4 protein-coding genes are annotated in these 12,553 nt (G+C 65.3%); all 4 read right to left on the minus strand.

From position 1 onward, the window contains the following. Window positions 1–144 precede the first annotated feature (144 nt). The 4 genes from AB0M11_RS39625 to AB0M11_RS39640 all read right to left on the minus strand — a co-directional run bounded on the left by AB0M11_RS39625 (window position 145) and on the right by AB0M11_RS39640 (window position 12,117). Entirely contained in the window at window positions 145–597 is a 453-nt protein-coding gene (locus AB0M11_RS39625) for a hypothetical protein (RefSeq protein WP_365713514.1), read from the minus strand. A 553-nt stretch (window positions 598–1,150) separates the two neighbouring features. Further along, a complete protein-coding gene (locus AB0M11_RS39630) occupies window positions 1,151–1,618 on the minus strand; it encodes a hypothetical protein (RefSeq protein ID WP_365713516.1) in 468 nt (155 codons plus the stop codon). 103 nt (window positions 1,619–1,721) lie between these two features. Beyond that, window positions 1,722–8,273 carry an RHS repeat-associated core domain-containing protein gene (locus tag AB0M11_RS39635; protein ID WP_365713518.1) on the minus strand — a complete coding sequence of 2,184 codons (6,552 nt, stop codon included), beginning with the start codon at window positions 8,271–8,273 and terminating at the stop codon, window positions 1,722–1,724. A gap of 157 nt (window positions 8,274–8,430) precedes the next feature. After that, window positions 8,431–12,117, minus strand: a complete 3,687-nt coding sequence (locus AB0M11_RS39640; RefSeq protein WP_365713520.1) for a LamG domain-containing protein — start codon at window positions 12,115–12,117, stop codon at window positions 8,431–8,433. Window positions 12,118–12,553: the final 436 nt, after the last annotated feature.

The raw sequence follows: 12,553 nt of genomic DNA on the forward strand, positions 1-12,553 counted from the left end.
AGTACCGCCCCGACGTCCTCGACGGCTGCCTCACCGGCACCGGCCTCCGACGCCAACCAGCATGACGACATTACGCATTCAAGGTCAGTAGTGCGCGGGCAGGCTACGCAACGACTCAATCGATGCCCACAGCCTTCTAATCGATCATTCGCTAGATGATTCGAACACCCCGAAAGGATCCTTGTAATACCGGCCCCGACTTCGTATTTCCAGATTCATCAAAACACCTGCATATCCTTTGAACCTTGCCCAATTTTCGGGATATCCGAGAAGATGGTCGGAGACCCTGATGCTAACCATCTCCTTGATGGATGGGCGCTCAGAGGACAAGAGGCCTTCCAGGAAATCTGCGCATCGCTTCGCCAGACCGGAATCAAGTGCGCCCATGGCAGTCAGAAGTGGCGAAAGCGCGCCGCCAATAAATATCTCGCTAATCAGGTAGTAAGCTCCGACCTCAGGCGCTTCAGCACTGGGAGCCGAGAATTCACTTTCTTCTTCCTTCAGGCGATCGATGTCCCCTCTCAACTCAGGGAAGAATTCCCAAAGGAGGCCTCCGGTGAGCGCGGAATCCGACAACTCGGAGCTGTCTCTGGTCATGGAACCTGCTTATATATGGAAAGTTATCGCCGCAATGGAATTTCGCCGGTGTCACCCCGTCGACATTACGGGGTGACACCGACCAACTGGAACCGCCTACTAGCTAGGCCACACTTAGTCGGCTTCATTGAAGCAAGTGCCGCACACATCTCACGGATGACCAAACCAGCGATCACCCGTACGATCTAGGCGTAGTCTCCGAGTGAAACTGCCCACCTAATCTCATACCAGTAGGTGTCTTCCCGGAAGGCGCGTGAATTGATTTTTCGGATTCCCGCTTCCAGCCTCTGCGCCAACGCCTCATCCTCAGGACCGCTCGCCGCCTCGGCACTAGCTAGCAGGTCTACGAAAAAATTGCAAGCAATCCGTAAACATCTCACGCTTGCGGCGCTCCTGCTGCCCGCACTGGGCAACTACACCGTCGCCTGTTTCTTGGCGGGAACCAGCGCGCGGGTTTCGACATCAGGGTCATTGACCGCAACCGACACCGAATACCACCCGCCTCGACCCGAGCACGCGCCCACGAAGCTCCATCTCAGCACGTGAGAACGCATCACCCCTGCACCATCCCCGACAACATTTCAGCCAGCTTGGAATACATAGAGTTCTCCCGGAATGCCGGATACCGCAGCACGATATACTGCAATATTTCATTACAGAAATCAGAGACAGCGGTAACGAATTCCTCGATTCCGCATGTTCCGGGCGGCGCATCCCAAGACCTCACCACCGTCACCGTCTCGCCTTCCGGCCTGAATTCAATGACCAGGTCATTCTCCGTAAAGCCAATCGTCCCGACTATCCCTTGCCGAACATTTCGGGCGGCGACTAGGAGGGCGTCAACGAAATCGATAGCAGTAGTGACTGGGAACTCTTCGGTTCCGAACTCGTCCGTGGTGAGACTTACGTCCGTCTCAAAGTACTCATAGCGCAGATCCATCTCACTGGCAGCAGGAAGCGCATCCAACTGCCTTTCCGTCGGGCGTCTGACGGAATCGGGAACGAAGGTGATACTAAACACGGCTCTCCAGTATCCGAAGGCGAGGATTTATACACATATCACCAGCCGCCCACACCTGGCGAAAGGTGTGGGCGGCGAGTATAGCAAGGGAATGGGCGGAGCCCTAGGCAATCGGGTGGGCAGTCCTAAGGCTTCCGTCGTTATTCAGCACCACTCTGATGCCATAAGCCCTGTTGGAGGCCAGTCCGCGACTCTGCATCTCGCTCAGAATCCCGACACCGTCAGGTCCGGCATTGACTCTGCCCTCGTAGACGTAACCATCACGTCCACCGTTAGCCTGCGCTGGGTTGTTCTTAACGACCTGTTGAATCCATTGCTGGACCTTCCGCCCCTTTCCAATGAATGCGCCCTTCGTTCTTGGGTCATACAAATCACCGCCGATCCGATGCCGGTCCAGAACATGCTGCCACCCATCGTATTTGTCTGTCTTCCAGGTGATGTCAGGGTTCTGCGAACCGGGGTCCGGCGCCTTGGTGCTTCCAGCAGAGTCATTCGCCTTGGCCTCGTTGAGAGCCTTTCCTAGCCCGTCGTTAATGCGTCCAATACCGTCCCCTGTGCCAGTGGCGCCGACGCCAATCAGGGTCACGCCGCCAGCAATGGCAGGTGCGCCGGCAAGGCAGCCCAATCCGGTGAGGCACAGTGCGCCGCCACCGATCGTGGCGTCGCCCCCCAGCCCCATCAGGAACATGCTTCCGACGGTTTCCGCTGCGCCCCACCAGACCTCGGGCTGGGAAAAGATTGCAGAGCCGTAGTTGATTATCCCGTTACCGACATCGCTGAGCGCGCCCCACCCGGAGTCGCCGCTCTTCACGTTCCCCTGGCTGTCCGAGGAGGAGGTTCCTCCCCAGCCAGAAGCTACGCCGCCGCCGGTTGGTTCGCCGTTGTGGGACAGGCTGCCGTCGCCGTGAGTTACGTTCCCGTTGCCGCAACTGACGTCGAATCCCTTGCCGCAGGCGAGACCTTCACCCGTGGGGTCGGAGTAGGTGACGGGGTTGTTGGCGCCGTAGGTGTATCCGTTGAGGGTCTGGGGTTTGTCGGTTTCGAGGAGGGGGTCGACGCTGAGAAAGCGGCCGGTGGTGGGGTCGTATTCGCGGGCGCCGATGTAGGTGAGGCTGGTGGTGGGGTCGGTGGTCTTGCCCAGGAAGGACTTGTCGTCGGCCCAGACGCCGGATCCGCCGGCACGTGCGGCACCGAACGGTGTCAGGTAGCGCTTGGTGACGGCCTGGGTGGTGGCGTCGAGGCTGAGTGTTGAGGTGCCGTGCGGGTCGCCGGAGAGGTAGGAGAGGGTCTGGGTGCCGCTCTTGTCGGTGCGCAGGGCGATGGTGGTGCCGTCGGCGCTGTAGTAACGCTGGGCCCAGTACTTGGCCGTGGAGGACGAGGTATCCAGGTGGACCTCGGTGGTGCCGAGGTAGAGGACGGTTTCTCCACTGGTGTTGCGGCGGATGAGGAGGTTGCCGTCGGCGTCGTAGACGTGGCTGGTCGTGCTCTTGGTGGTACCGGTGCTGGACTTCTCGGTGACGGTGTCGAGGTCGCCGGTGGCGTTCCAGGTCAGGGACTGGGTGTCGGTGCCGTTTGGGCGGGTGGTTGTGTCACCGAGGTTGTCGTAGACGTAGGTGGCGGCTACACCGGTGCAGGAGGCCGCGGTGGTGATCGCGGTGAGGCGATGGGGTTTGGTGGTCGTGTTGTAGCAGTAGGTGCGGGTGGTGTCTCCGGTGCCGGCGTGCGTGGTCGCCGTGGTTCGCAGGCCGCTGCTGGTGTAGGTGTATGTGGTCCAGTAGGGGGAGGCTCCGCCGAGGTTGGTGGTGGCGCGGCCGCTGGTGGCGCAGGAGGCGGTGGACGGGGTCCAGGCGTCGGTGAGGCGCTGGTAGCCGTCGTAGCTGAAGCACTGGTAGTCGGTCGCGCCGGTGCCGGAGAGGTTGGCGGTGTCGAAGGTGGAGGTGACGTCGCCGGCCTGGTCGTAGGTGAAGTTCAGGTCCTGGACGCTGCGGGTGGCATCGGTGGTGAGGCTGCGGGTGAGCCTGTCGGTGCCTTCCTCGTAGGTGTTGGTGATGTACGCCTTTTTGACGGTCAATGCCTCAGAGGTGCCCAGCGTGTACTGGTTGACCTGGCCGAGGGCGTTGTAGTCGGCGGCCAGGAGGTAGCCGGTGGCGCCGCCGACGTCGGTGACCATTCCGAGGCCGTTGTACTCGTAGTCCACGGTCTCGCTGCTGAGGCCGCCGACCGCGGGCTCGCTGTAGTACTGCTGGGTGCCGTCGATGTTGTAGTACGACGTGGCGGACAGGGTCGCCGAGCTGACCGCGCCGGAAGTGACCAGCGAGTCGCTGGACGGCAGGATCAACTGCGTGCCGGTGGCGTGGTAGAGGTTGTCGTAGGCGGTGACCTTGCGGGTGTAGGCGCTGCCGGTGCTGCCACTGCCGCCGACGTAGCTGATCGAGTCGTACAGCTGGCCCTTGGCCGTGGTGTCGTAGTCCCAGTGGCCCAGCTTGTTCGCGTCCGTCTGGGAGGTCTGCCACTGGTCGGTCTTGCGGCCCAGGACGTCGTAGGCGTAGAGCAGTTTGGTGCCGCGGTTGTCGGTGGTGGTGGCCGGCTGGTCCAGGTTCGTGTAGCTGGTGGTCGTGGTGCCCAGGTCCGGGTCGGTGGCCGAGGTCTGGCGGCCGAACAGGTCGTAGACGTAGGACCACTGGGCGCCGTCCGGTCCGGTGACCGTCTGCGGCTTGCCGTCGAGGGTGTAGGAGTACTTGGTGGTGGTGTAGGCGGCTCCGGTTCCGGCGCCGTAGTCGGCGTCAGCTGGGTCGGTGCCGGAGTAGGTGCGCTTCTGGACGATGTTGCCGAAGACGTCGGTGATCGCGCGCGTCGCTGAGCCGCCGGTCAGGGCGGTCGTCGCGGTGGAGTCACCGGTGTAGCTGGTGCTCGTGGACCACTTCTTGACGCCGTACACGTACAGGCTGCTGCTCGTGGCCCGGCCAGCTCCGTCGTACACGGTTTCTGTCTGCTTGGGGGCGCCGCCGTATTCGGCTCGCGCGTACGCGCCGTTGGGGAGGTTCTTCGAGTCGAAGACGTCTGCGTAGGTCTCGTATGCCAAGCCCCGGCTGTCGTAGCGGGTATCGGTGAGCAGGCGTCCCCCGTTGGGGGTGGGAGTCTGGGTCTGGAGGGGGCGCAGGAGGGAGTCGTAGATGGAGTACGTGGTGTTGTAGGTGGTGCCGTCGGCCTTCAGGGTCGAGGTCGACTCCCAGGACGGTGCGTCGCTGGCGACGTTGTAGGCATAGGTGTAGTTCGCGGTCTGGCCAGCGGAGTGGGAGCGGTTGGCCAGCCAGGTCGCGGTTTTTCTGCCCAGTGCGTCGTAGGTGGTTTCGGTGATCTTGTTGTTGAAGTCGTAGATCTTGGTGGGCAGTCCCGAGGCGTAGTCGGTGTAGGTGTAGGTGGTCTGGCTCTTGGCGTTGGTGACCTTGGTCTTGGTCAGCGGACCTGAGTCGGTGGGCGTGTAGGTCGTCGAGGTGGTGCTACCGGCCGCGTCGGTGACGGTCATGGGACGGCCGAGGCCTGCGGTGCCGGCGCTGTCGTCGTAGGTGGTGGTGGTGACGGTCTGCCACGTGGTCGGGTTGCGTTCGCCGTTCGTGACCGTCGTCGGGTAGGCAGCGGCCCGTCCGGTCCAGGTTGCCTCGCCCAGCGTGGGGGTCTGGGTGGCTGACCACGTGGTGGCGGAGGTGTTGTCATACACCGTCGCCGTGTCCGAGAGGACGTCACCGCGGGAGGTTGAGGAGGCCGGCAGGTTCAGGCTGGTTTCGGCGACGGAGCAGTCCTGGCCCACGACGCGGGTGCGGGAGACGAGGCCGGTCAGGCCGATGGCGGTGTTGCGGGCGTACCAGGTGCGGGTGCAGGTGTTGTCGCCGCTGACGCCGGTCTGGCCGGTGTCGTTGACCTGGGTGGCCATGCCGTAGTCGTCGTAGGTGGTGCTGGTGGTGCGGGTGCGCCAGGTGGCGGAGGTGGTGAGGTAGGTGGAGGTGGAGGTCTGGCCGGTGCGGACGTAGTACGCCTTGATGCTGGCGTACGACTTCTGCTGGCTGGCGGTCTGCTGGGACCAGGGGGTGTTGACGGTCACGGTGACCGGGGTGTCGCCGTTGTAGGTGACCTGTTCGCGCTGGAATCCGGCGTCCTGGTCGCTGTCGGTGATGTCGGAGACGTCCAGACCGGAGACGTCGAGGCCGGTCCGGGTGGCAGGGGTGGTGGTGCCGTTGGACTGCTTGTCGCCGTCCATGCCCTGCATGTACAGGCTGACGGTCTTGGACTGGGTGGTGCCGGCGGCGCCGGTGGTTGTGGTGACCTTGCCGTAGCCCCGCCACTGCGACCATGTCCGCTCGTCGGCAGGGACCAGCGGGTCGAAGTTGTAGTGCCAGGCCGGGTCGGTGTAGCTGTAGGAGTTCTCGACGCCTTCGCCCAGGCCGGTCGGGTCGGTGCTCAGCACGGCGGTGACGCGGTATTTGTTGAACCAGTCGAGGGAGGCTTCGGTGGCGCCGTTGATGTGCCAGTACTGGGGGTAGCAGCTCAGGGTGTCGTTGTCCTCGGACGACGGCATCTTCGAACCGCGTACGCACTCCGGACCGGAGAGGGTCACCGTGGTGATCGCGCCGGTCTCGGAAGTGATGGTGGCGATCCGCGGCATGCTCAGCTTCAGGATGTTGTCGGAGGTGGAGTCCACCCGGTTCGGTCGCAACTGGTAGGTGAAGGTCACCGGGTCCAGCTTGATGTCGCTGCCGTTCTTGCCGGTGTGCTGGATCGAGGTGAGCGCCAGGGTCTGGTCGGAGGTGTTGTCGATGTCCTGGCCGTCCTGGAACTGCTGGGTCAGCGCCCAGGAGTCCACGGGCATGTACTTACTGTCGGTGGTGGACCAGGCGAAGGTGTCGACGCTGGTCAGGCGCTTACGGGTGAAGAACGAGGGGCTGTCGGTGTTGCAGTCGTCGTCGCCGCTCGCGCAGATGAAGTCGTACGGGACGTCCGGCCAGTTGTCGGATGTGGAGTCGGTGAGCGAGGAGCAGTCCGAGGCGGTGCACCGCTCGTCGTAGGAGAACGTCACCTCGTCCGAGGCCGTGCCGGTGAACAGGGTGGTGTCGCGCTGCCCGTAAAGGATCTTGGTGAGGTAGCCGCCGCGCGTGTACTGGGTGTTGGCGGTCGAGGCCCCGTTCTTGGGGTAGTAGTTGGTCTCGGCCGTGTACCAGTACGACATGGCGTTGCCGTGCAGGTCGACGACGTAGTCGAGGTTCCAGCGCCAGGCCTGGGTGAGCGACCGGTCGGCGAAGCTGGATCCCTTGTCGAATCCGGGCTCGCCGGAGTCGTTGCCGAAGACCGGGGCGGTCCACACCGAGTTGGTGCGCTGGGTGTCGGCGCCGGGCAGTTTGTTGAGGCCGAAGACGTACCTGGTGCCGTCGCCGGTGGTGACGGTCCAGTACTCGCCCTTGCCGTCGATGTTGTTGTCGCCGTCGTCGTTGTTGTCGGCGCCGGTGGAGTGGGTGACGGTGGAGGCGTCGTCGTCCTTGAGGTGCCACTTACCGTCGGTGTCGTTCTTGACGAGTTCGGTGGACTTGCCGTTGAGGACGAGTGAGGCGTTGTCGTACTTCCAGCACAGGTCGTGTTTGTCCGTCTCACCGTCGTCGTCGCAGGAGGCGTACGACCGCTCGATGTACGACGATCCGGTCAGCTCGAAGCCTTCACCGACCTGGGTGGACTGGTTGTTGGTGGAGGCCGTCTTGCCATCGGTGCTCCCGGAGTCGTAGTCCAGGGACAGGGAGGGCGACGGGCCCGCAGCCGCGGGCGGCGTGGACAGCGGATAGTTCCAGGTGAACGCCCCGGAGGAGCCACCAGCCAGCCAGCTGGACGACGCCGACAGTGGCGAGGCGGAGTAGTTACCCGAACCGGACGCCGATTCCCCCGAAGTCGCCGTCAGCGCAACCACGGTGACCGAGGTGGACGCGGTCTGGGACAGAAGGGCCGAGCGAGCAGTCGAGCGAGACGCCCGGGCATCGCTCCGCTGGGCGGAGGTCTGTCCCAAAGGCACCGTGGCGGACACGCTCTGGTCGCTGATGCTGTTGTGCGAGTTCAGAGGCGTCTGGACGCGGCAGGCCGCATTGTCCGGGGTGGTCAGGGCGCAGGCCGGCAATTCCACGAGGTGCAGACGGCCTGCCCAGTCACCGCCGTAGGCCGAGGCGAAGGCGCTGTAGTCGATACTGACCTTGGCGTCGCCGTGGTTTGTGGCGCCTGCGGTCAGTAGCACGCCCTTGATACCGGCGGCTGTCGCTGCCTTGCGACTGAGGACCCGAACGCTGACGGTGCCCGACGCGGATCTCGCTCCCGCGCCACGGTGCACGGACACAGGCAGCCCCCCGGCCGTCAACTTGACGGTGCCGGAGGCGGGCAGGGACGCGGTGTCGGTGGCGGCCTTGGGCCAGGTCGCCTTCTGCTCAGCGAGGGCGTGTTCAGCCTGCCGCTTGTTGGCGGCCTTCGTCGCGGCCACCCACCCCCGGGCCCGCTTCGCCCCCAGCCCCTTGACCGCCTTGACGGTGTCGGAACGCTGCTCGGGTACGGCAGGTACCAGCTGCTTGCTGGTCGTCGAGGCCTGGGCGGCCACGGGAACCAGGCCGGCCACGGCCAGCGCGAGTGTCACGCCGACCGTGAGCACTCGGTGTCTACGGCGTCTCGCATCACTGGCGGCACGCACGGCAACAACCCCTTACACATGAGAAGTCATCAGCAAAGGAAGTTCGGGGTTTGCCCGTGGCGAGGCAGCATCTGCTGCCGCCTCGCCACGGGCGGTGGGGGTGTCAGTCCCCGACTGTTTCGACGATCTGCTCCTGGCTGGCCATGGCACCGGCCCAGACCCGGATGTCGCTGACTGTTGCGGGCAGGTAGTGGCCCCAGGCAGAGTTCACGAATGCCTTGCCGACCGCGAAGTCGCCGGTGCCCGGTGTTGCCGTGTAGGCGGTGTCGTCACCGTTTTGCGCATCGCTCACGTAGAGGCTGACCGTGCCGGTCGTGCCGGACTGCGCGTCGAACACACCGGTCAGACGCACCGCGCTGCCCAGGTCGGCGACGTCGTCGGAGACCACGCCGGTGAAGCTGCCGTCGGCGTTGAGACGGCCGAAGTGCCAGAACCCGACAGGGACGGTGGCACCGGTCTCGGGATCGTCCTCGGTTCCCGTCAGCTCATACCACAGGCCCCAGGCGGAGCCGTCCGCGCTACGCTGGCCGAGGACCTGTCCGATGTAACCCGCCGGCTTCGCCGCGAGCGCGGCACTGTCCAACTGCACCGCCGTGGTCACCGTGAACGAGCCGGTGTCGTCCACCAGCGGCCCCGGCGCGGACGCGGCATCATCCGTACCGTCCAGGACGATCCCCGTCCCGTCCAACGACGCGCCACCTGACAGGGTCATGGGCGAGCCGTAACCGGAGGTGGTGTCGAGCACCGTGGTCCCGGTCGCCGCGGACGGGTCCCAGTCGGCCACGAGTTCGGTGGCGGCATACCGGTCGGCGGTCTTCAGCCGTGCTTCCGTGGACACTTCCTGAGCGGACAGGGCCCGCTGCCAGACGGTGGCCTCGTCGATCTGCCCGTTGAAGTAGTCGGTGAACGTTCCCGCGGTGCTGCCGTTGCCGCGGCCGAACTCCAGCGGTCCGGTGTCGGCTTCCGGCTCCCCGCTCGGCAGGGTCTGCGCACTGCCCTGGGCCTTACCGTTGACGTAGAGCTGGATCGTGCCCGCCTTGGCGTCGTACACGCCGGCCAGGTGCGTCCACACCTTCACCGGCGGGGAGGCCGTGTCGGCGAGCGAGCGCACGAGGTGCGCGGTGCCGGCCGAGTCGGTCCAGTGCCAGTTGAAGATCCACTTACTGTAGGCAGTGGAGTAGTAGATCGCGAAGCCGGGTTGGGTGCTGCCGCTGCCGGTCTGGGAAAGGACCACTTGGTTGTGGGTCGGGGTAGCAGCCATCCGGGCCCACGCCTCGACCGTGTACGACGACCGGGATTCCACCACGGCCCCCGAGGTGGCCGCATAGCCCGCCGAACCGTCCACCGTCAGGCCCGTGTCCGTCTCGGGGGTGGCCAATTCCGCGCCTGTCGCGTCATGCGTGAGCACGCCGCGTCGGCCTCGCGCGTCCCGGGAGGCGCCGGAGGAGGAGAGGGTCGCGTTGTCCTGCTCCGCCGCAACCGTCGTCGACGTGTCGAGCGCGGCACCGCTGGCCTCGTCGAAGTGCCACAGTCCGATCGGGCCGGTGCCCTCAGCGACCAGGAAGTCCACGGAATTCGTGGCGCCCCAGTCCAGCGAGTCCTCCGCCCGGACGAAGACGGTGAACGTGCCCGACGTCGGCGGTGTGAACGCCGCCGTAGGCTTCGAGGCGGGGATTGGTGACGACCAGGCGGCCGAAGAGCTCGTCTTGTACTCGTAGTTGGTGTTGGTGGCGGCGTCGCCGGATGCGGGGCTGAAGGTGAACGTCACCCCCGTACCCGGTCCGCCCGCCGCGGTGCAGGACCTGTCGCACACCGAGTAGGGGCTCGACAGCGCGATCCCGGGGGCTTTGGGACGGGTCGGGTCGACCTTGAAGTAGCACCAGGCGTTGCCGGCTGCGTTCGACGGGCCGGCCAGGTAGTCGTCCCCGCTGTTGTAGTACGACCGCGTCCACGCCCGGTACCGGTACAGCGTCCCCTCGGTCAGCGTCGACGTCGGGACCGTGCCCGGTGAGACGTTGTCGCCCACATACCCGCTGGTGGGCATGGCGGTCTCGAAGACGGTCGACCATGTGTTGCTGCTCGACGTGTACTTGTCCACGCTGTAGACCGCCTTGAGCGATGCTCCCGACTCACCGCCCGCCGCTGTCTGCGGTATTGCCTTGAGTGACGGCTTTGGGCTGGAGACCACCAGCGGATCCGACTGCTTGGTCTCGCACACAGCAGTCGACCCGACGAGCAGGCCGATCTGCGTGGGCTTGGCCGGGATACCCACGTATTTCACATCGATCTCGGCGTCGTCGTCGAACCGCTTCCAGCTGTTCGGATCGGTCTCGTCGTGCGCCTTCAGCATCAGCGTGAGGCGTGAGAAGTCGCCGTTGGCGAACTTCGTCAGGGTGGAGGTGAGGTTCTCGTTCGTCTCGGCCGGGTTGTCGTTGAACTCGATCGGTGCGGCCGGCTGGCTGGGGTCACACGCCGAACCACGTCCCGCGGACACGTTCCGGTCCACCATCAGGTCCCAGTTCGCCGTCGGGCCCGGCCAGTTCGTCGACGACGAGATGTTGCCCGTACGCACCAGGTCCACCATCGAGGCGGTGCAGGACATCGACCACTTCTCCGTGATCACGAACGTGGCGTCCAGGACGTGCTTTCCCGCCAGCTTCGCCGGCGAGAACTCGAAGTACATGCGGTTCTTGTAGCCGGAGCCACAGTAGTAGCCGTAGTTGCCGACGACGTAGGTGCCGCAGTAGCCGACGCCCTTGCCACTGTCACCGCCGGAGAAGTTGTAGAAGGTGTCCCCGTCAGAGGACAGCAGCGTTCGCTCGGAGGCTGTCATGCCGACGTCGGGGTCGATGTACTGCGGGAAGACAGCGGAGTCGTCGGTCAGCATCGACGCGTCCGGCGTCACCGTGATGGTGCCCTGTTCCGCGGTGACCGGAAGGCGGGCGGAGGAGTCTCCGTCGCTGGGCCCCTCGGTCGGGTCCGGTGTCGCCTCACCGTCATCGCTCGCGGTCTTGTCCGCAGTGGCGGCCTGCGCCGTTGTCGCGAACGAAGCCTGGGACGCCGAGTGGGAAGCGGCCGCGGGCGAGGCGGTCGCGGTGTCGCCGACATCGCCCGCCGAATCCCACTGCTGGGCGGCCGGAGCCCGGAAGACGGTGTTGCCGTCGTCGTCGACCGCGGACAGACCGCCGCTCCCACCGTCCTTCAGGGACAGCCCGTCGGCTCTGACCGGGAACGAGAGCTTCTTCAGTTCCGGATTCGAGGCGGCCGACGCCGAGGTGACCACCAGCACCTCGCGGTAGCCCTCGGTGGTGGCCGTCATCCGCAGATCCACGCCCGGCAGGACATCCGCGTACACCGCCGAGTCGCCGTCCAGCGTCGGCTTCGGCAACGTGCCGGGCCACCCCACGGTCAGCGACCGCCCGCCGAGGGACAGCTTCACCAGATCAGAGCCGCTTCCCCCGCCGGAGAAGGAGATCCTGGCGACGGACGCCTTCGGCCCGACCGTACCGTCCGACCGCGCCTCCAGCGTCGCGTCCGGCTGCGTCCAGGATCCGTCCGCCTGACGAGCCCGCACCGGCACGGCGGAGTCCTTCAGCGTGAACGTCACACCGTCCGGATTGGCGAACGTCGTGGTGTAGGGCGTGCGTTCGCCCACGATCTCGACCTGTTCCCCCGTCTGCGTCGCCTTCTCCGCATCCGCCCGCGCCTCCGGCGTCACCTGACTGTCGGCCACGGTCTCGCCCGCGTGTGCTGCGGTTGCTGGTACCACCAGAGTCGGCACAGCAGCCATCAAAGCGGCCGCCACGGCCAGGTAGACGCCACGTCTCCGCACGCCCACTGCCGAGCGCGCACGCCAAGAAAACCCCATCCCCACCCCAACTGTTCACGGTGTCCTTACCCCGCCCTTACGGCCGCCTCATCAGAACCGGCCGCATCGCTGCTGGTCAATGGCATATGCAGCAAAGGGGAGCAAGATCCAGCCATGGCCGAGCTTGACCAAATGCGACAAACGCAGACCAGGGGGTGGAGCCCTACCCCTCCCAGCGCGACCTTGGACCGGCAGGCGCCTTCACCGTCAGAGGGATTGTGATCACAATGACAACCTCACCAGGTCCAGGAATTCCAACGTTCCTACTGACCTTGAATGCGTAATGTCGTCATGCTGGTTGGCGTCGGAGGCCGGTGCCGGTGAGGCAGCCGTCGAGGACGTCGGGGCGGTACTGGAG

The sequence above is a fragment of the Streptomyces sp. NPDC051987 genome (genome assembly GCF_040680735.1).
Classification (GTDB): domain Bacteria; phylum Actinomycetota; class Actinomycetes; order Streptomycetales; family Streptomycetaceae; genus Streptomyces.

Bases quoted from the DNA above. Each gene is read 5' to 3' on its own strand.
- AB0M11_RS39640 (WP_365713520.1), bottom strand. From the start codon at position 12,117: ATGGCTGCTGTGCCGACTCTGGTGGTACCAGCAACCGCAGCACACGCG.
- AB0M11_RS39625 (WP_365713514.1), bottom strand. From the start codon at position 597: ATGACCAGAGACAGCTCCGAGTTGTCGGATTCCGCGCTCACCGGAGGC.